Here is a 23,203-nt window from a genome sequence, read left to right as displayed (position 1 = left end):
TAATTCCTTGCTTTAATTCTCGGGTTAGTTTGTTAATTCTTGTTGTCGTTTATCACGGCGAATTTTACTGAGCTCTTTACTTGCTTCGTGCCAATCTTGGATTTCTTGTGTTAACTTTTGAGTGATTCTTTTACTGTTTAGTTTTTCAGTATACTCGAGAAAATTTTCATCTGAAATATCGCCAGCATTTAAAGTTAACGCACAATCGTTTGTCACAAAAAAATCGTGAAGATGTTTATTTTCCCAAATTTTGTTCATTGCCGAAATCACAAACTCTTCAAATTGATAATAAAGCTCAGAAAAGAAATCGTCATAAAGCTCACTATCGTCTTGGTAAGCTTGTGGCCACTGATATTTTTCAAACGTTGGATCGGCGAAATCCATTATCGATGATAACTTGCTTAACAATGCTTCTGTTTTGGGCATCATAGATTCAAGCTCTTCTTCGCCATGATGCGGGCTATCACAAGGGCTCCACCTTAATGTTTTCTTTTCTAGGTCAAACTCCTGATCAGAACCTTTTCCATAACGTTTATCAATCTGTTCTACTGCTTCTATATAATGTTTAGCTACCTGCTCTAATCCTTCCTCTGAAGAAAAAGTAGGAATGATATACCCCCATCCATGATAATAAAGACCAAGTGAATAAAGTGTTAAATTTGGATTGTTCGCAATAATAGCTGTAAAAGCACTTTCAACTTCTTGCGCTATCGTCTCTTCCAGTATTGCAAATAAAGGAGATAATTCGTCTCGCAACTTTTGCGGTGCGTTTTTGTAATGCTCCACTTTGATCCCTTACTTTATTTCACTGGTTAAATTTTAAAAGCTTTATAATTGTGTGAATATTACCATGATGTGTATTATTTAAGACAGTAAGAGAAAATCATTAAATAATTGTTAAAGTTGCCGATAATAGATTTCTTAAATAAATGCGCAATTTTATACAATTTTTAAGCATTGAAAACTTGTATACTTGCATTTATTTAACGTATCACTAATGCTTTGTATCTATTTATCCTAAAAGGCGTCGTACTATGTCATTGAAAGAAAGTGCTGACTTTACCATTGCGAATGCTTTTAATGGAATTGAAGTAGTAAATGCCAATTACACCAAACAAAACTTTTCTAAACATGTCCATGAAGGTTATACCATTGGTGTTATAGAGTATGGTGCGCAACGATTTTTCCGAAGTGGGGCATCTCATGTTGCCGGACAAAGCAGTATTATCTTAGTGAATGCCGATGATGTTCATACGGGACAATCGGCTGCAGAAAATGGTTGGGGTTATAAAGCGATGTACCCCACACCTGAGCATTTTTCGCAGATTAGTACCGATTTATATCACGGTAAAAATCTCGCGCCTTACTTTCAATCTTCCGTTATTAATGACCCCTATCTCGCTGATCAGTTAAGGTTGATCTTTGCACAACTGGAAGAAAATGGCTCTCAATTACTTATGGAAACTTTATTTTATTCCGCTTTAATGAGTTTAACCTTGAGGCACTCTTCCTTCCTTGATTTACCAAAAGAAACCAGTGGTAGTCGTAGTAAGTTATTATTAGCGAAAGAGTTTTTAGATAGTTATCCAGAAGAAGATATTTCATTAATCAAACTTGCTGAAGTGGCTGATTTAAGTCAGTTTCATTTTATTCGTCAGTTTAAAAAACACTTTAACCTTTCCCCACATGCTTACCAAATACAAGTTAGATTAAAAAAAGCCAAAGCATTGTTGAAATTAGGTGTTAAACCAAGCCAAGTATCAACTGATTGTGGTTTTTATGATCAAAGCCATTTTACGCACCATTTCAAAAAAGCATTAGGCACCACGCCGAGTCGTTTTCAAAAACAAGCAAGAATATACAATACACTTAGTTAATAGCGCTTTAGACTTCCTGTTACTTAATGCGTACAGGAGTCAATATGTCTAACCGTTCAATCACTGTTAATCGTGGAATCCAACAAGAAAAAATGCAAATTATCTATCAAGCAACGATGGATGTTTTACCCTTAGCAATTGCTGTTATTCCTTGGGGGATTTTGTGTGGCTCATTGGCTATAAAAGTTGGTTTATCACCTCTACAGGCTCAGTTGATGTCTTTACTTGTTTTTGCTGGCGCGGCGCAGCTTGCTAGTTTAACTTTGATGGGGGGCGCATTAACGTCAATTTTCACTTCTACTTTTGTTATTAGTTCAAGACACTTACTTTATTCCGCAGTGTTTAGAGAGCACGTAAAGAAAAGTTCTTTTTTGATGCGCTGTTGCATTGCCTTTTTTCTGACAGATGAAATGTTCGCAGTAACTTGTGCTTATCTAGAAAAAAATAAACTGTTTAGCCATTGTTATGCGCTCACAGCGGGTGTTGTATTTTATTTAGTTTGGAATTTTTCTACATTTGCAGGTATTCATATCGGACAGTTTATTCCTAATATTGAAAACATGGGGTTAGAGTTTGCGATAGCAGCCACTTTCATTGCCATCGTGATTCCTTCAATTAAAAATAAATCAACACTCTTATCCGTTGTGGTAAGTGGCGTAAGTGTTCTTATCTTTTCTATTTTAGGCTGTGAGTACGCTTTGATTCTTGCAACGTTAATAGGAATGTTGAGTGGTTTTTTGGTTGAAATGCTTTGTGTAAAAACAGTAGAGGAGTTCGTTAATGAATAATGACAACTATTGGATCATTTTATTGGGTATGAGCTGTATTACATTCAGCTGCCGCTACTTGTTTTTATCAAAGCAGCTACCTTTTGAGCTAGGCACTAAAGCGAAAAGCATTTTAAGTTATACAGCCCCTTCTGTATTAACTGCAATGTGGGTTCCTATTGTTTTCTTAAGCGAGAGTAATATTGAACAGTCCTTCTTTACTAATCCATTTTTAATTGCTGGTTTGGTTTGTGTCTTTTTAAGCTTGAAGTTAAAGAATACTTTCCTCATTGTGGTGTTAAGTATGTCGATTTTTTTAATTCTTAGATTAATTTAATATTTTATTCTTTTTATCAAATATTATTGTGATCATCCTTCTTTTTTGGAGGCAAATACAGTTAATTTATTTATTAAACTGTTATGTTAACTATTTGTAATTAAAGGTTGGTTTTATATAGTCTCAATTCAATCAAACTATTTTTTAGCTTTTTTATTATTAAACGTTTTATTTTCTTAGGGAGATATATGAAATATATTAAAGCAACTAAACATGATGGAAATACACTGGCAGAGATTAGAGCTGCTGCAATGAAACCTAGCTTGGATGCTCTAGGGCGTTTTGATGAAAGCATAGTAAGAAATCGGTTTCTTAAAACGTTTAACCCTGACGAAACAATTAAATTGCTTACAAATGGTGACTTGCTCGGTTTTTATGTTTTACGAGCTGCTGAAGACCACTTTTATTTAGATCACTTTTATATAAAACCACAGTATCAAAATAAGAATATTGGCAAGAGGGTCATTAGTGAAATAGTTTCTTCATCTCATAACAAAGGATTACCTGTGCGTTTGGGTGCTTTACGAGGTAGTAAATCAAATGACTTTTATATAGCTAATGGGTTCATAAAAACTCATGAAAGCGAATTTGATATTTATTACCAGTCTATAACAGATTGAAACAGCATTTATAAAAAACATTAACAATCATAATAGGAGAAAATAATGCGGGTTTTGGATTTTTTAGAAAATTGGGTAAATCCGTATATTAACTATTCTGACAGCGACGTACCACCGAATAGAATATGGCCATTTATGAATTCGTTTTTTAAGCCATTTCGAAAAATTATGGCTTTAAATGTAGCGACTTCTTTTGCAACCGCAGGTGCGGAGGTGTTTTTAATTTTTTACCTTGGGCGATTGGTCGATTTAATTTCTAAAAGTTCCCCATCAGAGTTCTGGTCAAATTATGCGGTTGAGCTAATTATTGTTGTTGTCTTTATTCTTATTCTTAGACCGTTAATCCAAACCATTGATACCGCATTAATTAAAAATGCAATTCAACCCAATGTTGCTGCCTTGGGTCGCTGGCGTTCACATCAGCATGTTTTAAAGCAGCCTGTTGGTTGGTTTGAATCTGACTTTGCAGGACGAATTGCAAATCGCGTTGTACAAATGCCAGCTGCTTTAGGTGATTTGGTTTTTCAAGTGATGAATGCGATGACTTTCACTGTTGCTTATATGGTTGGAGCTGGCATTTTATTAGCGAATGCGCATCCATTATTACTTATTCCTTTAAGCCTTTGGTTAATACTTTATGTCGCTTTATTACGTTGGTCATTAAAACGTGTACGTCCAGCAGCACGAGCAAGTTCATCAGCGCGTAGTCGTACCTTAGGCTTTATCGTGGATAGTTATTCTAATATCAACTCGGTTAAGTTATTTTCACATACTCAACGAGAAACCGATACCGCAACGGGTATTTTCGAAAGCCATCGCCAAACTTATATGGCTGAAAACCGTATTGTAACTGCAATGGATGCCGGGCTTGTTTTGCTCAATGGTGTATTGATTGTCAGTATTGTGGGCAGTGCTTTGTATATGTGGACCAATGAAATTACGACTGTGGGTGTCGTTGCTTCTGCTGGCGCATTAGCTTTACGCATTAACTCGATGACAGGTTGGATCTTAGCGGCTTTATCTTCTTTTTTTAGATCCTTAGGTGTTATTTCAGAAGGTATGGAAACTGTTGCACAACCTATTCATATGCAAGATGTTGACGCTGCTGGAGATTTAAATCTCGATGCAGGGCAAATCGTTGTTCGCCATCTTTCACACCATTATGGAAAGGAAGCGGGCGGTTTAAAGGATTTGTCATTTACTATTAAATCCGGTGAAAAAGTGGCCGTTGTCGGACGATCTGGTGCAGGTAAATCAACCTTAGTGAAAGCCTTATTGCGTTTATTTGATGCAGAAAAAGGCAGTATTTCAATTGATGGATGTGACATTTCAACGGTAACTCAAGAAAGTCTTCGCGCTAATATTGGTATGGTGCAACAAGAAAGTATGCTGTTACATCGTAGTATTCGAGACAATATTCTCTATGGCCGTCCCGATGCAAGCGAAGAAGACTTAATTGCTGCTGCCGAAAAAGCGCAGGCCCATGAGTTTATTCTTGATCTTGAAGATAGCGCTGGTAATAAAGGCTATGATTCTCAAGTTGGCGAACGTGGCGTGAAATTATCAGGTGGTCAACGTCAGCGTATCGCACTCGCTCGAGTGATCCTCAAAGATGCGCCTATCTTGATTTTAGATGAAGCCACCAGCGCACTAGATAGTGAAGTAGAAGCGCAAATTCAAGCGACACTAAATGAAATGATGGTAGGTAAAACTGTGATTGCTATCGCGCATAGATTATCAACGATTTCAGAAATGGACCGAATCTTAGTGTTAGATAAAGGGGAAATTACTGAAATAGGCTCACATGATGAATTGCTTAAATTAGATGGTCAATATGCGAGTTTTTGGAAGCGCCAATCAGGTGGATTTATAGGAGAGTAAAGTCGGAGAGAATAAAGGCAAATAGTTATTCTATTTGCCTTGAAAATCGAAGTTTAAGTGATATTACTCAGCTGTTTTTGTTGCTAGCTCAATGTAAATCTCACGTAATTTTTTCGCTACAGTACCTGGTTTACCATCACCGATTGTGTGACCATCGATTTCAACTACAGGCCATACAAATGTTGTTGCTGAGCTAACAAATGCTTCAGCTGCTCGGTAAGCTTCTTCTGCGGTAAATAAGCGTTCTTCAATCTTGATTGCTTCTTTCTCAGCAAGTTCAAGTAATGCTTTACGCGTAATACCGTGCAAAATATCATTGCTTAATGGACGTGTTACTAATACGCCTTCTTGCGTCACAATATAAGCATTGTTTGAGCTACCTTCAGTGATGTAACCATCTTCTACTAACCATGCATCATCAACTTGTTTTTCGATAGCACCTTGTTTAGCCATACATGGCGCAAGTAGACCAACTGTTTTGATATCGCGGCGTTTCCAGCGAATATCTTCAGTGGTGATCACTTTCATACCTTTAGTCGCTTTTGGACTATTAAGTAGTTCACGCGCTTGAGTGAATAACACTAATGTCGGTTTTACATTGGCTGGGTAGCCAAAATCACGATCGCCAGCAGAGCCGCGGCTGATCTGTAAATAAATACCACCTTCATTTAGGGCATTCTTTTTAATCAGCTCTTTCTGGATATTAGTGATTTCTGTTAATGCAACAGATAGTTCAATTTGTAATTCGTTACATGAACGTTGTAGACGAATCATATGGCCTTCGTTGTCGACTAATTTACCATTAATCACAGCCGTTACTTCATAAACGGCATCGCCAAAAAGAAAACCACGATCGAAAATAGAAACTTTAGCTTCATCTTCTTTAAGATATTGACCATCTAGGTAGACAATACGTCCCATAATTTAATCCTCGTTATATAGCGATAGTCTGATTATCGCTATGTATAAAATAGATAATTAGCCCCAAAGCTCAGCAGGGTAAACATTCATTAAACTATCATCAAACTCAATACCAGGTTGACGATCTTCAGCCAGTAATAATGGGCCATCAAGATCAACAATTTGAACATTTTGTGCGACGATAAGAGCAGGAGCCATAGCAAGAGAGGTTGCTAACATGCAACCGACCATTATCGTTAAGCCTGCTTCTTCAGCTTCTTCTTTTAACGCAATGGCTTCAGTGAGTCCGCCTGTTTTGTCCAGCTTAATATTGATCATATCGTAACGACCAATAATATGTTTTAAGCTGCTACGATCATGGCATGACTCATCGGCACATAGTGTAATTGGGCGAGGCAAGTGCTCAAGTGCAGCGTCATCACTAGCAGGTAAAGGCTGCTCAATCATTTCCACACCCAGTTTTACTAGCTCAGGTACCATGGTTAAATATTGTTGCTCATTCCAACCTTCATTGGCGTCTACAATAATTCTTGCATTAGGTGACCCTTCACGAACAGCGGTAACACGTTCAACATCGCCTTCGCCCGCAAGTTTTAGTTTTAGTAAAGGTCTATGTGCATTTTTAATTGCCGCTTCTTTCATACGCTCAGGTGTATCTAGCGATAATGTAAAAGCGGTGATTAAAGGTTTAGGCTCTGCTATTTCAAGTTGTTGCCAAATTCGTTGGCCTGATTGCTTACAAGCTAAATCCCAGTAGGCACAATCTAACGCATTACGTGCTGCACCTGCTGGTAATAAAGTCTGCATTTCTTGTCGGGTTAACCCAGCTGCTATCTTGTCTTTTAAAGCAGCCAGTTCAGCAATGACTGACTCGATTGATTCATCATAGCGCGCATAGGGAACACATTCCCCACGGCCAGTATGTCCACCTTGTTGTAATTCAACCACAACAACATTCGCGTGGGTTCTACTACCCCGAGAGATAGTAAAAGATCCTTCAATAAGCCAGCTTTCGTGTAATAGGTTAACCTTCATCATTCAGCCCTTAAATTTTTGCTAATGCTTCAACAATACGGCTAACACCTTCACGGAATGGGTCTACAGCTGGTAGGTTAAACTCTGCTTCAACTTCCGCTAAGTATTTAGCTGCTTCTGCTTCTGATAGTTGTGAAGTGTTAACTGAAATACCAACAAATTTAGCGGCTGGGTTAGTAATGCGCGCCATTGTTAAGTTAAGTTCCATACACGTTTTTAAGTCTGGAAGAGGGTAAGTCGGTAAACCACGCATATGAGCACGTGTTGGTTCGTGACATAACACTAATGCATCAGCTTGAGAACCGTGGATAAGACCTGCCGTTACACCAGAAAATGAAGCGTGGAACAATGAACCTTGGCCTTCAATAACATCCCAATGATCTGCATCATTTGCAGGTGCAATCGTTTCAACTGCACCAGCGATGAAGTCAGCAACAACTGCATCAATACTTACGCCAGAGCCACTAATCAAAATACCAGTTTGACCCGTTGCGCGGAAACTTGTTTTCATACCTTGTGCTAGCATTTCTTTTTCAAGTGCTAATGCAGTGTACATTTTACCCACTGAACAATCGGTACCAACTTGTAATACACGTTTGCCCGAGCGTTTTAGTCCACTTGCCACTGGGAATGTTTGTGTAGGGAAACGTACATCAAATAAATTGCGACCTAGGCTATCTGCTAGCTCTTTTAATTCTTTAATGTCAGTTAATTTATTGTGTAGACCAGAAGCTAAATCCATACCTGCTTCAAGTGCTTGTTTTAAAACTGCTAACCATTTTTCAGAAATAATGCCACCGCGATTAGCCACACCAATGACTAATGTTTTAACACCAGCCGCTTTTGCTTGTGCAATATCCATGTCTGTTAAACCACAGTCTGCTTTACAATCTTCCATACGGAATTGACCAGCACAGTATTCTGGATGCCACTGTTTGATGCCTTGTGCAACTTTAGCTGCTAGAGGATCTTGTGCATCGCCTAAAAATAATAGGTAAGGTTTTTGAATTTCCATGTTTAATATTCCTATTGGTAGTAGAAGTTATTTTTATTCTTGCTTAATGGCTAAGTAGCACTGTTAGGCATGAGTTGCATTAAAATTTAATTAAGCCTAGCTAGTTTGATAGAGCAGGTTACATGCCAAAAAATGAAACTTGAACCAACTTACCTACAACTTTATCTATCTTGTTTACAGCTATTTTATTCGCAGATACTTTAGCAGTTTCGTTTTAGTTTATTATTCTTAATTAATGTTGTTTTGCAGTTTATTGTTCTGTTTGGAGTTGTTTTTTATCTAGTGAACAATTTTTTGTTTTGTACGACTTGTTTTGTGTTTCTGAGGCATAGTTAAATGTACTTTAATAAAAGCGATAAATCCTTTCATAAAACTATTTTTATTTTACAGAAATCCCTAATTAAAAGGGTTGGTTGCACGTTTTTGGTGTTTTTTTTGTTCCTTGTTGGTGCACTTTTACTAATCGGAGTTGTTTTAGAAGCTTGTAAAGGTCAGAATAAATCAACAGTAAAATAGCGGGTATTAATTTAGTGTTGTTTGTTTAATTCTTTTTTATTATATTATTCTGTGAAATTGATGTTTTATAATCAATTCACCTGTTTGCTGTTGTGCAAGGTTTTCATTTTTAAAAGTAATCAATTAATGCTTTTTAATTAAAAATAAAGTCTTACCTAATATTTTAATCTCTATTAATTAAAGGAATGTCCATGTTAACTGCTGAAGCTATTATCGATATTGCAGCTTTGCAACATAATTTTAAGTTGCTTCACGGTAAATGCCCCAGAGCTAAAGTTGCAGTCGTTATTAAAGCAAATGCGTATGGTCATGGTGCAGTTCAATTTGCGAAAGCATTACCTGAAGCCGATGCTTTTGCTGTTTCTCGAATACCAGAAGCAATTGAATTACGTAATGCGGGAATTAAACAACCGATCTTATTATTGGAAGGTTGTTTTTGCGTCGATGAATTAAAGTCGGCTTCTGCACTCGGTTTTCATACTATGATTCATAATGAGCAGCAGTTAAAAGAATTTGAAAGTATTAAAGCAGATAAGCCAATACAGGTTTGGTTGAAAATTGATACTGGTATGCACAGGTTGGGGATTTCTCCTGAATTAGTGGCTGCATATTATGAACGTATTAAAGCTTCACCTAACAGTTATGATGAAATTGGTTTTGCTAGCCATTTTTATAACGCCGATGAATTAGACTCTGATGCCACTACACAGCAAATAAAATGCTTTGAAGAAGCCACAAAAGGTTACTCAGGCCCAAGAAGTTTAAGTAACTCTGCAGGTGTTTTATATTGGCCTGATGCCCACTATGACTGGCTACGTCCAGGAATTGCTTTATATGGTATTGTACCGCGCGTTGAGTCTACTGGTGCAGAAGAAGGTTTACGCTCTGTGATGACATTAAAATCAAAATTGATTGCAGTGCGCGAACATAAAAAAGGTGAAGCTGTAGGTTATGGTCACAATTGGGTTGCTTCTCAAGACACGTGTATTGGTGTTGTGGCTATGGGTTACGGAGATGGTTATCCAAGAACAGCGCCAAATGGAACGCCTGTATTGGTTAATGGACGAAAAGCAACGATTGTTGGCAATATATCCATGGATATGATCACACTGGATCTTGGCCTAAATGCACAAGATAAAGTGGGTGATGAAGTTATTTTTTGGGGGGAGAATTTGCCCGTCGAAGAAGTCGCTCTCCACATTGGTACGCTAGCCTATGAATTAGTTATTAAGCTCACTGGCCGAGTTAAAAAAACTTATACAAATTAGGCTAATTAAATTAGGTACTCCTATTTAATTAGAGTACCTATAGCATGACTTCTATATACTAACCAATTAAGTTAACGACTTTAAAATCAAAAAATTAGTTATTGATTTGTGCAATTTGCTCTTCAGTTAACCCTTTAATTCCATCCCAGTTTTCCTGTGCTGTTTCAAGATATCCAGATACATCGGTTAACCATTTCTTTTGTACTGTTTTGCTTAGGTTTAAGTACAACTTATCACCACGGATATGCCAAAACCGAATCTACATCTTGCCGTCATAAAGCTCAGTAGTGTTGTTACAGCCAGAATATAGTGACTTAATATGATCATATAACTCCTATTGAATTGCTGATAAACTCTTGCCTTCATGAAACTATCGTCTAAAAATAAAAGCCGTTTAATCTTTTTTGTATTAACTAACAATATTGAATACTTTATCAATACATAGGAAACATAATGAAAAAAATTATTGCAACATTCTTAATGGTACTTGGAACAGCAAGTGTTCAAGCTGAAACCGTTAAACAAATTGGATTTATGAGTGATTACTTATTTCGCGGCATAACTCGAACTGATAATGACTTTGCAGTTTACTTAAAAGCTACTGGTAATGTAGGGAATGCTTACGGTGGAGCTAGTATTATCAACATCGAATCTGTTGATGGCGCAGAGGGAATTCCAGCGGAATTGGATGTGAATTTTGGTTACAATAATAAATTTGATAGCTTTAATATTGATTTAGAAGTTATCACTTATAACTTTTTATTGGATTCTGAAATAGATGAAACTGAATTCAAAATAGGTACTTCTCCACTTAAAGGTTTAGATATTTCCCTGTATCGAGGCATTAAAAAGAACACTTGGTACCCTGAAGTTACTTATGAAAAAACTATAAAATATAGAATATATTTAGATGCTGCTGTGGGTTTTTGGTTACCTGATAATTCAGACGATTCTGCATTAACAGGACGTGTCGAATTAGGTCGTGATTTTCCTGAATTATATGGTATTGATATTTATGCTGGTGTTGATTACATAAGTGATAGCACACCATTCGGTAATGATAACGATGAAGATGATGCAGAAACAGAATTTGTTTTTGGTGTTCGTAAAAACTTCTAGTTAATTTTTCCAACAATAATATTTTTATTATTCTCTTGGTTTAATCGCCAAGAGGATTATTTGTAATAAACGTTCTGTTTGTTGTTTCTTAAAATAATTTATTTACCGAATTTTTTGTACTTGTGAACTTTTTTCAAGCTCCTGTTTTAGCTTGTTATAAGTTACTTCGGTATTGAGTTTTGCTGCGTAATCTAGCAGTTGCTCATTGGATATTGGATCTGAACTTAAGGTTAACGCACAACGATTAGCAATGAAAAAATCACGTAATGCAGGTGTTTTCCATACTTCCCTTAATCCAGAGATTACTACATTTTGTATTTTTTGATAAACATGGGTTAAAAACTCATAGAACAAATTGTAGTTTCCTAAATAACCTTCAGGCCATTGGTATTGCTTAAACATAGGATCGGCAATATCTAGTGTCTTAGACATTTCCTTTAACAGTATTTTTGTTATCGGCATGATATTAAAAAAAGAATCATCATCATAATGTGGACTATCGCAAGGGCTCCAGCGTAATGCCGTTTTTTTGGCTGCAAGCTTATCTGCACAATTAAATGCATAACTCTCTGCTACATACTGCAAACCCTCTTCAGAGAAAAGAATAGGAGTGATTGCATCCCAACCTTCTGAACTGTAAAAGAGGCCAATAGAATAAATGTGTAAGTTTGGATTCTTTGAAATGATCTTTGCGAAAGCGACCTTGCTCTCTTGAGTGATAGTCACTTCAAGTTTCGCAAGTAATACTTCAATTCTCTTTCGCAATAATAGTGGGGCATTGTTGTAATGATCCAAATACATTCCTTAAAGTAAAATCTTTATGGGATACTAAGTATAGGTAATATTTAGAGGTTATTTAAATGATAGTCAACAGATATTAAATTTAGGAATGATTAAACGCGCATTTTGCCATTTTTTTTAAGTGAGAGATAAAGCTTTATTTGCTTTAATCTCGTCACTTAGATTTATGAGAGTACTATTTTTGTGAATGAATAATATCCGTAATGCCTTTGGCTGATAGTATTTCAATCCAATAACCGTCAGGGTCTTTAATAAATGCCAGCCCTTTCATTGAACCATCGTCTGGCTTCTTCACAAATTCAACGCCATATTTTTCAAACCTTTCACTGGCAGCGTAAACATCAGGCACAGTGATCCCAATATGCCCGAAGCCTTTTGGTTCTTCGTTACCGCTATGATAACCTGCGAAATTTTCGTCAGTTTCCGTTCCCCAGTTATGAGTCAATTCAACTAACCCAGAACGGCCAAATACCCATTGTGTTTTTTCTTTATCGTCGCCTTCTGGTATTTCTTGTTCATAGCCTAAAAAGTACAAGGTAAATTGCATGCTAGGAAAGTCATATTTACCCAATAACTTCATGCCTAATACATTTTGGTAAAATGCAAGCGAGTCCTTAGGATCTTTAATACGCAGCATAGTTTGCTGCATCACATAGTCGCTGGTTGCTTTAGTAATTTGATCTGCAGATTCATTGTAATTTGACATGAGATAGCCCTTAATTGAGTAACAAATGTGTTTGGTTTAGAACCAATATTTTTATATATAATAAAGATATAAACATAAAAAATAAAACATTATTAAGTCTAAATTTTATGTTGCTCAGGTAGAGAGACTATAGTTACCTAGAATCATTCATCTCTTGGAAATAATAACATTACGTTAATAAATTATTTTAAAGCTGAAGATAAAAGAGTTACAACATCTTAGTTTTATTTTAATTAATATCGTTTATTTTAAATATTAACTGACTTATTTTTATACTGTGCAGAGTACCAACTTGTATCTTTTTTTAATCACGTAGATTATGCTTCATGTATCGTAATCTGACTTCATTTAAAAAGAGTCTTAGTGAAATAAATTCTTATAAATGACAGCTATTCATATTTAATGGCAACACAATACAAAGACCACCACTATGACTGATGCAAAAAGTAATAATTCCTCATTTTCTATTCCTTCTGTGATTCAAAGATATGTTCTAGATCTTGATTCTTATGATGATCCTTGCTTTGTTTTTGTTTATTCAAAGGGTGATCCTGTTAGAAGGTTCAACGTTTTAGAATCCTTATTTGAAACAGAGTTGGAGGATGATTTTTCTTTATTTAAACTTAATGACGATATTTGTTTTGCATCTTTGTTTTGCGATTATATCGACATGGAAAACATTGCTGAAAATATTGTGAATACATTTAAACAACAAGACATTATGGTTAACGTTTCTGTATTCCGTCACAACCCGATTGGCGTGGCAAAAGACACATTTTATTGGGGAATAAAGCAACTTGAGTCTTTAGCTGCGGATAAAAACTCAGCATCATTTATGATTAATGACTTTACTGATACTAAAAACTGGCCTGGTATTGCACAATACACAGATAAAAATACAGGCTTGGTTGATACTGTTGAAGTAAAAAACAACGTCGAAAATAAACAAGGTTTCTTTAAACAAAAACTAACTAATTTAAAGAAATTGGTTAGTAAGGTAGACACCGAAACAAGATCAATGAATAACAACTCTGAAGCGGATAATCTAACTCCTAGTTTAAAAATGCTCCATCCTTTCATGATCAACCTGCCTCAAGGGGAATTATTTTGGCAGTATGTTTTGAATGGAGAATATGAACAACAACTCAAAGACTCCAATGCTTTTATAGATTTAGATAAAGTAGTGTTATTAAGTCACGCTAAAAAGGTTGCTCCTGATTTCTTCAAACACATTCTAAGTTGTTCTTTTTATGACAGTGTACCGTCGCAGAACGAGATTCATGGTTTTTTATTTAAGATATTAGAGCCTCTTAGTAAAGAGCTATTGAAAACTGGAAATACAACCTCTGAGCAGAAAGCGTGTTTTTTACGTATTTTAGATATCTTCTTCTACTTGTTTGACCAACAAGACTTTGAGCCCAATATATTTGAATTGTTAACGGAAAGTATGAGAGAAACATCTTATGCAGGCCGCTTCTCTGTGGTGTGCGAAGAAACGGCTGAAGGGATTTCACCTGAACAAGAGCGAGAAATTATAGAAATATTGGCAGCTATTGATAATTATTACGTCATAGGAAATGAGAATTTAAGTGTAATAACTCACTGCTTTTCAGGCGCGCGTAATGCTTATGACTACACTCTTTGGGAAAATGATGAATCAAGTAGCTTATTATTAGCTGCAATATTATTAAATTTAGATAAAAAAGAACAAATTAAAGACCATTACACAGAAGCTTTAACTCAATTTTTTGATGATCAGTTGTTAGAAAATATCATGATGGTAATTGCAGAAAATAGCAGTTTTGTACCAGAAAGCTTATCTCCTTGGTTGCAAGGTGATGATTCAATTGATGTTGACTCCTTAATTCAAGCATTACGTACAAGTCTTACAGTAGATTGGCAGTCTGATGTAAATTCTCCTCAGCCAGTGTTTGAACTCTTCAGTGATATCAGTGATTTCTTAGTAATACTGGCATCGTGTTATTGGCGTTTAAATGCAAGCCATAATGAAACGGCTGATCGACTCATTAAGCTAATGATGGGACTTGCTCCACAAGCAACACTGTCTTGCTTTTCCCGTTTATATCGATCTTCATTGGATGGTTTTTCTAGTATTGAATTAGAAGAAACATTCTTTCAATGCTTAACTGCGATAAATATTGATAAATATGCGCAAGTCGCTTTTAAATTACGAATCGCTTTTAATTATTGTTTTGAGCAATACGAGCCACTATTAAATGAATATGTTCAACTAAACGATCAAGAAAAAGCGCATTGGGATAATGCTATCGATAAATTTAACGCTTATGACAGAGATTATTTTTATCTAGATGTTTATCGAATTAATCCAGAGCTTTCCAATCCGTTAGCTGAAAAAAACGATACTGTATTAGCTGAGCTAGTAAAACTAGCGAGTCATGATGATAACAAGGCCTTTGCTAACCATTTCGATAAAAATAAAGTGATGTTTGCTGATCACTCAGAAGATTTACCTAGAAAGTTAGAGCTTCCTGTGACATTTCATACTCAGAGGCAGCCAAACAAAGCTGAAATGAATTTTGCGGTATTATTATGTACCGGAAAACACCATGAATTGTTAATTGATTCTGCCTCGCATTGTGTTGAAAACGAGGGAGAATGGCCTGCCGTTAATAGCCTTACTATTCTTGAAAATGTTGAGGCAACAGAAGTGATTGAAACGCTTCATAAGATGCCAACTATTGAACAGCGAACATTAATCAACAAACAGGCAATAAAGCAATATATTGAAGGTGAAATATCATTTACTGAATATATTATGGCAACGTCAGCCTTTCTTAACACAAAAGAATTTTACTTAGATAATGACCTATACAGCGAACATGCTCCTAAAATATTGCCACAAATACTAGCGGAGCCAAATAAAGCCAAACAACTTCGTTGGGTTAAGCTATTAAGCACAGATCCTCGTCGAAGAAAAAGAGTGCAGGAAGAGTTAATTGCAGAGCTATTTTTTGACCATCAACTTCAAGAAGGCAATGTAGATTTAGAGACTCGTAAAGAAATCGAGCTAGAAGAACTTTCTCCATCTTGGGCTAAAACTTGGCAAGATTATCATCAACAACTGACCGCTGAATTAGCCAAAATATAAAGGAGATAAAACATGAGAGATATGACTGGAATTTTAAAAGATTATTTACCTTTACAGTTGATCGACTTCGGTGATGTATACGCCGATGAAGATGGTGATTCAAATGCGTGGTTAAATGAATATGACTTCATTTGGAAGCCTAAAGTGGACAGTGAATATACTCCGCAACTCTATTTAGGTGATGAATCTCTGACCTTCATTACTGACGGTAAAAATAAACGCAGCTCATTGAAAAATAAAATTGGAGATAAGCAGCTTCGCCTGCCAAAAGTATCAATGTGTTGGGGAAATCAGAGCCTAATGGTTACTAATGAATTAGCTGAGAACCTTACTTTTTCTGAGACACTTGGTATAACCAGAACAAAGGCTGAAATTATCGATGCAGCCGGAGAAAAACGACAAGGTTTTACTGCATTATCATTTCATAAAGACTTATTTCATGAACGAGTTGAAACTCGATTAGAGCATGTTGCGTCTGAATTGCGCCCCATTATAAAAGTACACCTCACTGCAAGTAATAGTATTTATCTTATTCATACAAATGTACTTAGTAAGTGGCAGAAAGCAGGTATTGAAGATGTGTCTTACGATATTGATGATCAGCATTGTAAATTGAAAAGTTTAATGAGAGAAGATTTCTATAGTGCTTCGGCAGGCAGCCGTAACTTTAAGAATATGGAAGATTTTCTACTTAATCAAAATCCAATAATTTATTAATAAACAAGGCAAAGTAGTCTTAAATCTAGAGAATCCAGGTAAGGTCTTTAACCCACGGTCTAATTTTAACTACGCCACTGTGCATCAAATAATAATAGAGGGCGAACTGTAGAATTTCATTGCTGACATTAAAGACTTTTCTAATTTTCCGGAACAAAACATCTAGGCGAAATAGGTAGGATTGATGAAAAATATGAATAAAATAAACTATAAATATGGCGATATCGTTGAATTAAGTATCAATGAAACTATTGCTATAGATGAGTTCCTCTCGGCTGAAGTCACATACTTTACTCATAAGCGACCATATGTTGGTGGTCCTACAAAAGCAATAGTAACATTAGATCTTTCTAAAAATGAAAAATCCGAAGAGATCTACCTTTGTGTGAACGGAAGAGAAGGTAAATCTGAATTTGAAGACGGATTGTCTGAAGTAGAACGTTTTCCTCCAACAATATGGAAGGACTATACGTTTCAATTATCAGAGAAGTTTAATTACGGAAAGTCAATTAAAGTCATTGTCACTAGAAACTAAATTTTAACAACGTACTTAACTGTGGTGCGACAGTGGTAATGCTAATTAATTTAAGATAAATTTGGGACGTGGCTTTTAAGCCACCTTTGGATATTAATTAAAAAGGTAGGATGAATATTACGCTCCAAGTTACTTAATTGTCGCAGCTACAACTTATAACGAGTAATATCTATATCAACCGATGAGCTTAGGCGAGTCAATAACCTGACTAGAAAATCACTCAAAGTTTGATTCAACTTCCACCTACCTCATCAACAAGACTAAAAAAAATCATTTTACCTCTTGAAATCGATCTAACTGTCTCCATCTCTCTATCAACTAACAAACTTAATAACCATCTAGTTAAGAGAGAAATAAAACAATGGAACAACAAAATCATACTTTCAGTGCCGACACCGGTAAACTGCTTAAATTAATGATCCACTCTTTATATTCAAATAAAGAAATCTTCCTACGTGAACTTGTTTCTAATGCGGCAGATGCTGCTGATAAACTACGCTTTAAAGCACTATCTGACGGTAGCCTTTTTGAAAACGATGCAGATTTACGCGTACGTTTAAGCTTTGACGAAGAAGCAAAAACAATCACTATTAGCGATAATGGTATTGGTATGACGCGTGATGAAGTGATCGAGCATTTAGGTACCATTGCTAAATCAGGCACAAGTGATTTCTTTGAGCAACTATCTGGTGATCAAGTTAAAGATTCACAGTTAATTGGTCAATTTGGTGTAGGTTTCTACTCTGCATTTATCGTTGCTGATAAAGTAACTGTGAATACTCGTAAAGCTGGCGAAGCAGCTTCAACGGGGACTTCTTGGGAATCAACAGGTGAAGCTGACTACACTGTTACTGATATCGAGAAAGCGGATCGTGGTACTGAAATTGTTCTACATCTACGTGATGACGAAACTGAATTCTTAAACGACTACAAATTACGTACTGTTGTATCTAAATATTCTGACCATATCAGCATCCCAGTTGAAATGTATAAAGAAGCAGTGCCTGAATCTGACGGTCCAGATGGTGAAAAAATTCCTGCTGTTGAAGCGGCTTGGGAAAGTGTGAATAAAGCAACGGCTTTATGGAGCTGCGCTAAATCTGAATTAAAAGATGAGCAATACAAAGAATTCTACAAGCACATTGCGAATGACTTTGAAGATCCACTAACATGGTCTCACAATAAAGTTGAAGGTGAGCAAGAATACACAAGCTTACTTTACATCCCAAAACGCGCACCATACGATTTATGGAATCGTGAAAAAGCACATGGTTTAAAACTTTACGTTCAACGTGTCTTCATTATGGATGACGCTGAGCAGTTTATGCCGACTTACTTACGCTTCGTAAAAGGTGTGTTAGATTCAAACGATTTACCACTAAACGTATCGCGTGAAATCCTACAAGATACTCGCGTAACGACTAAGCTACGTAGTGCTTGTACTAAACGTGCACTTTCTATGCTCACTAAGTTTGCTAAGAAAAATGAAACTGAATACAACGCGTTTTGGAAAGAGTTTGGCCAAGTATTAAAAGAAGGGCCTGCTGAAGATCCAAGTAACAAAGAGCAAATTGCTCAGTTATTCCGTTTTGCTTCAACTGAAGCAGATGTTGCCGATCAAACTGTGTCTTTAGATGCATACATTTCACGTATGAACGAAGAGCAAGATAAGATCTACTACATTACTGCTGATAGCTTCAATGCCGCTAAAAATAGCCCGCACTTAGAAGTGCTACGTAAGAAAGGTATCGAAGTCTTATTACTATCTGATCGTGTTGATGAGTGGTTATTAGGCCATTTACCTGAGTATGACGGTAAAACGTTTGTAAGCGTAACGCAAGGCGATTTAGATCTAGGTAAACTAGATTCTGAAGAAGAGAAGAAAGAGCAAGAAAAACAAGAAACTGAATTTGCTAGCTTCATCGAACGTGTTAAGAAAGTGCTAGGCGATAAAGTTAAAGATGTACGTTTAACGCAACGTCTAACGTCTACACCAACTTGTATTGTTGCTGATAGTGACGATATGAGCACACAAATGGCGAAATTGATGGCGCAAATGGGACAACCAGTTCCTGAAAGTAAGCCTGTTTTCGAAATTAACCCAGAGCATGTGATGATCACTAAATTAGCTGATATGGCTGATGAAGAGTTATTTGCTGAATGGACTGAGCTGTTATTACAACAAGCAGTACTTTCTGAAAAGGGTAGTTTAGATGATCCGTCTGAATTTGTGGCTCGTATTAATAAGCTGTTATTAGGCTAAGTCGCTCATAAATGAATCAAAGGCCAGCTTAATGCTGGCCTTTTAGGTTCTTCATCTTGAGAAATCACGCAAAAACGTGTAGATTTCAGTTTGATTTTTTTTAATTATTTTTTAATGATTTTTAATAATATAGGAAGCTAACATGCGCATTATTTTACTAGGTGCTCCAGGTGCAGGTAAAGGTACTCAGGCTCAATTTATGATGGACAAATATGGTATCCCACAAATTTCTACGGGTGACATGTTACGTGCAGCTGCAAAAGCCGGTACTGAACTTGGTTTAAAAGCAAAAGAATTAATGGACGCAGGTCAATTGGTTTCTGATGACTTAATCATTGGATTAGTAAAAGAACGTATTGCACAAGAAGATTGTGCAAAAGGGTTCTTACTAGATGGCTTCCCTCGTACTATTCCACAAGCAGACGCAATGAAAGCGGCGGGTGTGGTTATTGATTTCGTACTTGAATTTGATGTGCCTGACGAAGAAATCGTTAAGCGTATGGCTGGCCGTCGTGTTCACTCTGGCTCTGGTCGTACTTACCATATCGTTTACAATCCGCCAAAAACGGAAGGTAAAGATGATGTTACAGGTGAAGATCTTGTGATTCGTCCTGATGATGAAGAAGCAACAGTTCGTAAGCGTCTAGATATTTACCATACACAAACTGCACCTTTGATTGCTTATTATAAAAATGAAGCAGCTCAAGGTAACGGAGCACATCATAAGTTTGATGGCACTAAAGCAGTTGATGTGATCAGCGCAGAACTTGCAGCGATCCTTGGTTAATACTTAATTATTAACAAGCAATATACTTTAGGGGCGAGAGCCCCTTTTTTATATCCGTAATAAACAGAAACTAACTAGGTCGGTTTAAGCTGAAAGGTTTGGTTAATGAAGCGTATTCTCCTCCACCTAATCGTGCTAATGGTTTGACTTTATCTGCTGCGATTTTAATACGCTGTGGGTTATCTGTATTGAGCACTTTATCGTTAATATAAAGCTGTTTCACTTCAACAAATATCAGTGTTTGTGGTGCATCACCAATCTCTTTTATTTCATATAATTCACAACCGTAGGCAATGTTGCATTCTGTTAAACGCGGCAGTGAAAAACCTTCAAAAATGGTGGTTGTTAAATTGGTTTCTGTTAATTCTGATTCACCATGATCTAAGGTTGCGGCTGTTTGGGTAACCAATTCTGCTTGTTCGTCAGAGGCAATATGAATCACCATCTTTTTGTTTTTTAATACATTGGTTAAAGTATCTTTTACGTCACCATTAGGTTTTTTAGTCACTGAAATCATTAATAATGCTGGCTCTGTTGATAGCGCAGTAAAATAAGAAAAAGGAGCAAGGTTGTAGTTTTCATCTCCTGAGTCCGTCAATACCCAAGCAATAGGACGCGGAATAATGGTTTGTGTCATTAAATGATAACGTTCGCTAGTTTCAAGCTCTGAAAAATCCAATAGCATAATTTTTTCCTTGGTAGTTATACCAATCACACTAATTAACTGATCTATTTTACTTGTTAAAATAACTTATTTCTTCGTTATAAGTTTCATAAAGGAAACAACCCTTTACCTCAACTTATGCCTTGAACTAAGCCATTTTACCTGCGCAAAATTCAGAACACTTATTTAATGTAATTGGTATTACCTGTGATGGTTGGTGTAATAGCTTTCTCTATCCTGACATATTTATGGTGATCACTAAATAGGTGACAGTTAAATAACAGTAATAAAATCAAGGGGTGATTAAGACCTTGTTTTTATTGGAAATTAGAAGCAAACAGAATATGATGTTTTCAACTATTTATAATTTTCGGATTGATCACCATGGTTTCTTTATATCTTACTTTTGCTCTGTCGATTACTTTGCTCATCTCTTCGCCAGGGCCAGTTATTTCCTTAGTGATATCTGATTCAAAACACGGCTGGCCAACGGGGACGATTATCGGCGGTGCGATTTCTGCCTTTTTACTGTTGGTGGTTTCTTTGATTGTGATTCATTTCGCGCTTGAAATTGATGAAACAATTTTAGATTGGGGCAGGGTGATTGGTGGGTTATATCTTGCTTATTTAGGTGTTTCTATTTTACGTAGTAAGGTACATATTGAAAAAGCACAATCACATCATAAAGATTGCTTTTGGCGCACTATGAAAGTGGGACTCTCTAACCCTAAAGATATTTTATTCTTTTTAGCTTTTTTACCTTCATTCATTGTTGTTGGTGAGTCGTTTGTACAGCAATCTATTATCTTTGTGAGTATTTGGGTGATTATTGATATGTCGATTATGTTGGCTTATGCGGTACTTGCTAAACAGTTATTTAGCTATCAAAAAAGCCAAGCTATTTTGTATTATTTACCGGGTGTCTTTATGAGTTTGGTGGGATGTATATCATTGTACCTTGGAGCGTTCAGCTTAATAGCATAACGAGCGCTGCATTTCCTATTCTGTATAGGAAATGCAGCTAGGTTTTTAACCAGATTATTCAGCGTACTTTATTCTGCATACCAATAACCTCGATTCACAAGGTGAGTGAATAACGCTAAGGCTTCTGGTGCATCTTTAAATATTTCTACTAATTCACTTGCTGTTTCATCTTGATCGCAAAGACAGGGGGCAAGGTCGGTAAAGCCAGTAAAATCGTAAGCATCACCGTTAATGAAGACTTGCTCTGGCGATTGTTGAAAATAAACTGCGCGTAAACCACCTAAACGTGTAAATTGAGCGCCATCTTCTAGAAAAGCAATAATGTCTTCGCATTCAATTGCTTGATCCGGAATCGCAATGTCTAAATCATGTTTTGCTTCGCTGATCATGCGTCCAAACCATGGCATTAAATGTTCTGGCGTTTTACAGCTTTCTAACATCACTTGGTGAATTTTTTCTAATTCAACTTGTTCAATTTGTCCCGGTTTTTCACGTACTTGCATTGGGATATCGGTGTAACGCAATGCGTCTTCATTGTTATCAATATTATAATCGGTAAAGCTGCTTAGTAAGTCATTTTGATCTGGCGCTCGAAAACCGACACTGTAATTGATTGAGGGCTCTACTGCGTATCCTTCATGTGGACAACCACTTGGAATATAAAGAATATCGCCAGGTTCCATTTCAACATCAATAGCCGCTTCAAATTCAGCACAATGTTTTAACGCACCATGTGCTGCAAACTCAGGAAGTTCCTGACGTTCACCCACACGCCAATGACGTTTGCCTTGGCCTTGAATGATAAATACGTCGTAGTTATCAATATGTGGGCCGACTCCACCTTTTGGTGTTGAATAGCTGATCATTAAATCATCGATACGCCAGTTTGGTAAAAAGCGGAAAGGGCGTACCAGTTGCTGTGCATCTGGATGCCAATGGTCAACGGCTTGCACTAATAAAGTGGCACCATCATTTTCTAATTTATCGAAGGTTTTAAAAGGCCCTAACTCTGCTTGCCATGTTCCATCTTGTTGATAAACCAAGCGACTTTCTAAATCTTCTTCCATGGCTAATCCTGCTAATTCATCTACAGCAATAGGATCTTGGAAGTCTACAAACCCCTGTTTAATGAGTGCTGGTTTCTTTTGCCAGTATGTATCTAAAAACTGGTTAATTTCAAAATTAAGTTCAAACATGGGGTAACGCCTTTGAGTATTGGAATGAGCAGGAGTGTAGCAGTTGATTGATTTTTACGGTAGT

At 36.5% G+C, this 23,203-nt stretch carries 22 protein-coding genes; 13 read left to right on the top strand and 9 right to left on the bottom strand.

The window, feature by feature from the left end:
- Positions 1-24 precede the first annotated feature (24 nt).
- A complete protein-coding gene (locus E2R67_RS03300) occupies positions 25-786 on the bottom strand; it encodes a DUF4303 domain-containing protein (protein ID WP_166739298.1) in 762 nt (253 codons plus the stop codon).
- Positions 787-1,034: 248 nt separating this feature from the next.
- On the opposite strand from E2R67_RS03300, the gene E2R67_RS03295 reads away from it, so the two are divergent.
- The 5 genes from E2R67_RS03295 to E2R67_RS03275 all read left to right on the top strand — a co-directional run bounded on the left by E2R67_RS03295 (position 1,035) and on the right by E2R67_RS03275 (position 5,482).
- Complete coding sequence (locus tag E2R67_RS03295) at positions 1,035-1,877, top strand: AraC family transcriptional regulator (RefSeq protein ID WP_134289512.1); 843 nt, start codon at positions 1,035-1,037, stop codon at positions 1,875-1,877.
- A gap of 44 nt (positions 1,878-1,921) precedes the next feature.
- Complete coding sequence (locus E2R67_RS03290; protein ID WP_134289511.1) at positions 1,922-2,665, top strand: AzlC family ABC transporter permease; 744 nt, start codon at positions 1,922-1,924, stop codon at positions 2,663-2,665.
- Complete coding sequence (locus tag E2R67_RS03285) at positions 2,658-2,981, top strand: AzlD domain-containing protein (RefSeq protein ID WP_134289510.1); 324 nt, start codon at positions 2,658-2,660, stop codon at positions 2,979-2,981. Before E2R67_RS03290 ends, E2R67_RS03285 begins: the two co-directional genes overlap by 8 nt.
- Before the next feature lie 188 nt (positions 2,982-3,169).
- On the top strand, positions 3,170-3,601 hold the full coding sequence (locus tag E2R67_RS03280) for a GNAT family N-acetyltransferase (RefSeq protein WP_134289509.1): 432 nt from the start codon (positions 3,170-3,172) through the stop codon (positions 3,599-3,601).
- A 168-nt stretch (positions 3,602-3,769) separates the two neighbouring features.
- Positions 3,770-5,482 (top strand): ABC transporter ATP-binding protein, encoded by a 1,713-nt coding sequence (locus E2R67_RS03275; protein WP_208379449.1) that lies wholly within the window; start codon positions 3,770-3,772, stop codon positions 5,480-5,482.
- A gap of 63 nt (positions 5,483-5,545) precedes the next feature.
- Here E2R67_RS03275 and E2R67_RS03270 read toward each other — a convergent pair whose 3' ends face one another.
- The 3 genes from E2R67_RS03270 to dgcN are packed head-to-tail and all read right to left on the bottom strand — an operon-like array spanning position 5,546 to position 8,453.
- Positions 5,546-6,403: a D-amino-acid transaminase gene (locus E2R67_RS03270; RefSeq protein ID WP_134289507.1), complete on the bottom strand. Its 858-nt coding sequence runs from the start codon at positions 6,401-6,403 to the stop codon at positions 5,546-5,548.
- Positions 6,404-6,460: 57 nt separating this feature from the next.
- Positions 6,461-7,438, bottom strand: coding sequence for an N-acetyl-D-Glu racemase DgcA (gene dgcA, locus E2R67_RS03265; RefSeq protein WP_208379448.1), 978 nt, complete (start codon positions 7,436-7,438; stop codon positions 6,461-6,463).
- 10 nt (positions 7,439-7,448) lie between these two features.
- On the bottom strand, positions 7,449-8,453 hold the full coding sequence (gene dgcN / locus E2R67_RS03260; RefSeq protein WP_134289505.1) for an N-acetyltransferase DgcN: 1,005 nt from the start codon (positions 8,451-8,453) through the stop codon (positions 7,449-7,451).
- Between the two features lie 707 nt (positions 8,454-9,160).
- Here dgcN and alr point away from each other — a divergent pair.
- Positions 9,161-10,237, top strand: coding sequence for an alanine racemase (gene alr, locus E2R67_RS03255; RefSeq protein WP_134289504.1), 1,077 nt, complete (start codon positions 9,161-9,163; stop codon positions 10,235-10,237).
- Positions 10,238-10,331: 94 nt separating this feature from the next.
- Here alr and E2R67_RS16915 read toward each other — a convergent pair whose 3' ends face one another.
- Entirely contained in the window at positions 10,332-10,466 is a 135-nt protein-coding gene (locus tag E2R67_RS16915; RefSeq protein WP_279587484.1) for a YHS domain-containing (seleno)protein, read from the bottom strand.
- Between the two features lie 224 nt (positions 10,467-10,690).
- Between E2R67_RS16915 and E2R67_RS03250 the strand changes: the two genes are divergently transcribed.
- The gene (locus tag E2R67_RS03250) at positions 10,691-11,356 is read left to right on the top strand and encodes a TorF family putative porin (protein WP_134289503.1); all 666 of its coding nucleotides are present in this window, start codon (positions 10,691-10,693) and stop codon (positions 11,354-11,356) included.
- Positions 11,357-11,458: 102 nt separating this feature from the next.
- Here the strand turns inward: E2R67_RS03250 and E2R67_RS03245 are convergent, their stop codons facing one another.
- Both E2R67_RS03245 and gloA read right to left on the bottom strand, forming a co-directional pair.
- On the bottom strand, positions 11,459-12,151 hold the full coding sequence (locus E2R67_RS03245) for a DUF4303 domain-containing protein (protein ID WP_166739297.1): 693 nt from the start codon (positions 12,149-12,151) through the stop codon (positions 11,459-11,461).
- Positions 12,152-12,332: 181 nt separating this feature from the next.
- The gene (gene gloA, locus E2R67_RS03240) at positions 12,333-12,863 is read right to left on the bottom strand and encodes a lactoylglutathione lyase (protein ID WP_134289501.1); all 531 of its coding nucleotides are present in this window, start codon (positions 12,861-12,863) and stop codon (positions 12,333-12,335) included.
- 430 nt (positions 12,864-13,293) lie between these two features.
- Here gloA and E2R67_RS03235 point away from each other — a divergent pair, with 430 nt between their 5' ends.
- The 5 genes from E2R67_RS03235 to adk all read left to right on the top strand — a co-directional run bounded on the left by E2R67_RS03235 (position 13,294) and on the right by adk (position 20,295).
- Positions 13,294-15,993, top strand: coding sequence for a hypothetical protein (locus tag E2R67_RS03235; protein WP_134289500.1), 2,700 nt, complete (start codon positions 13,294-13,296; stop codon positions 15,991-15,993).
- Positions 15,994-16,005: 12 nt separating this feature from the next.
- Positions 16,006-16,710: a hypothetical protein gene (locus E2R67_RS03230; RefSeq protein WP_134289499.1), complete on the top strand. Its 705-nt coding sequence runs from the start codon at positions 16,006-16,008 to the stop codon at positions 16,708-16,710.
- Positions 16,711-16,894: 184 nt separating this feature from the next.
- Positions 16,895-17,245, top strand: coding sequence for a hypothetical protein (locus E2R67_RS03225; RefSeq protein ID WP_134289498.1), 351 nt, complete (start codon positions 16,895-16,897; stop codon positions 17,243-17,245).
- Between the two features lie 361 nt (positions 17,246-17,606).
- Complete coding sequence (htpG, locus tag E2R67_RS03220; RefSeq protein WP_134289497.1) at positions 17,607-19,508, top strand: molecular chaperone HtpG; 1,902 nt, start codon at positions 17,607-17,609, stop codon at positions 19,506-19,508.
- A 142-nt stretch (positions 19,509-19,650) separates the two neighbouring features.
- On the top strand, positions 19,651-20,295 hold the full coding sequence (adk, locus tag E2R67_RS03215; protein ID WP_134289496.1) for an adenylate kinase: 645 nt from the start codon (positions 19,651-19,653) through the stop codon (positions 20,293-20,295).
- 70 nt (positions 20,296-20,365) lie between these two features.
- Here the strand turns inward: adk and E2R67_RS03210 are convergent, their stop codons facing one another.
- Positions 20,366-20,980, bottom strand: coding sequence for a flavin reductase family protein (locus tag E2R67_RS03210; RefSeq protein ID WP_134289495.1), 615 nt, complete (start codon positions 20,978-20,980; stop codon positions 20,366-20,368).
- 363 nt (positions 20,981-21,343) lie between these two features.
- Here E2R67_RS03210 and E2R67_RS03205 point away from each other — a divergent pair, with 363 nt between their 5' ends.
- Complete coding sequence (locus tag E2R67_RS03205; RefSeq protein ID WP_134289494.1) at positions 21,344-21,943, top strand: LysE family translocator; 600 nt, start codon at positions 21,344-21,346, stop codon at positions 21,941-21,943.
- A 68-nt stretch (positions 21,944-22,011) separates the two neighbouring features.
- On the opposite strand, the gene E2R67_RS03200 is transcribed toward E2R67_RS03205, so the two are convergent.
- A complete protein-coding gene (locus tag E2R67_RS03200) occupies positions 22,012-23,139 on the bottom strand; it encodes a ribosomal protein uL16 3-hydroxylase (RefSeq protein ID WP_134289493.1) in 1,128 nt (375 codons plus the stop codon).
- Positions 23,140-23,203: the final 64 nt, after the last annotated feature.

The organism is Psychromonas algicola (genome assembly GCF_004378355.1).
In the GTDB taxonomy this organism is placed as follows: domain Bacteria; phylum Pseudomonadota; class Gammaproteobacteria; order Enterobacterales; family Psychromonadaceae; genus Psychromonas.
Note: the sequence above shows the minus strand (reverse complement) of the source record. Positions and strands in the feature narration are given on the sequence as shown.

Coding starts and splice junctions, on each gene's coding strand:
- E2R67_RS03295 (WP_134289512.1), top strand. CDS start 1,035: ATGTCATTGAAAGAAAGTGCTGACTTTACCATTGCGAATGCTTTTAAT.
- E2R67_RS03290 (WP_134289511.1), top strand. CDS start 1,922: ATGTCTAACCGTTCAATCACTGTTAATCGTGGAATCCAACAAGAAAAA.
- E2R67_RS03285 (WP_134289510.1), top strand. CDS start 2,658: ATGAATAATGACAACTATTGGATCATTTTATTGGGTATGAGCTGTATT.
- E2R67_RS03280 (WP_134289509.1), top strand. CDS start 3,170: ATGAAATATATTAAAGCAACTAAACATGATGGAAATACACTGGCAGAG.
- E2R67_RS03275 (WP_208379449.1), top strand. CDS start 3,770: ATGGCTTTAAATGTAGCGACTTCTTTTGCAACCGCAGGTGCGGAGGTG.
- E2R67_RS03270 (WP_134289507.1), bottom strand. CDS start 6,403: ATGGGACGTATTGTCTACCTAGATGGTCAATATCTTAAAGAAGATGAA.
- dgcA (WP_208379448.1), bottom strand. CDS start 7,438: ATGAAGGTTAACCTATTACACGAAAGCTGGCTTATTGAAGGATCTTTT.
- dgcN (WP_134289505.1), bottom strand. CDS start 8,453: ATGGAAATTCAAAAACCTTACCTATTATTTTTAGGCGATGCACAAGAT.
- alr (WP_134289504.1), top strand. CDS start 9,161: ATGTTAACTGCTGAAGCTATTATCGATATTGCAGCTTTGCAACATAAT.
- E2R67_RS03250 (WP_134289503.1), top strand. CDS start 10,691: ATGAAAAAAATTATTGCAACATTCTTAATGGTACTTGGAACAGCAAGT.
- gloA (WP_134289501.1), bottom strand. CDS start 12,863: ATGTCAAATTACAATGAATCTGCAGATCAAATTACTAAAGCAACCAGC.
- E2R67_RS03235 (WP_134289500.1), top strand. CDS start 13,294: ATGACTGATGCAAAAAGTAATAATTCCTCATTTTCTATTCCTTCTGTG.
- E2R67_RS03230 (WP_134289499.1), top strand. CDS start 16,006: ATGAGAGATATGACTGGAATTTTAAAAGATTATTTACCTTTACAGTTG.
- E2R67_RS03225 (WP_134289498.1), top strand. CDS start 16,895: ATGAAAAATATGAATAAAATAAACTATAAATATGGCGATATCGTTGAA.
- htpG (WP_134289497.1), top strand. CDS start 17,607: ATGGAACAACAAAATCATACTTTCAGTGCCGACACCGGTAAACTGCTT.
- adk (WP_134289496.1), top strand. CDS start 19,651: ATGCGCATTATTTTACTAGGTGCTCCAGGTGCAGGTAAAGGTACTCAG.
- E2R67_RS03210 (WP_134289495.1), bottom strand. CDS start 20,980: ATGCTATTGGATTTTTCAGAGCTTGAAACTAGCGAACGTTATCATTTA.
- E2R67_RS03205 (WP_134289494.1), top strand. CDS start 21,344: ATGGTTTCTTTATATCTTACTTTTGCTCTGTCGATTACTTTGCTCATC.
- E2R67_RS03200 (WP_134289493.1), bottom strand. CDS start 23,139: ATGTTTGAACTTAATTTTGAAATTAACCAGTTTTTAGATACATACTGG.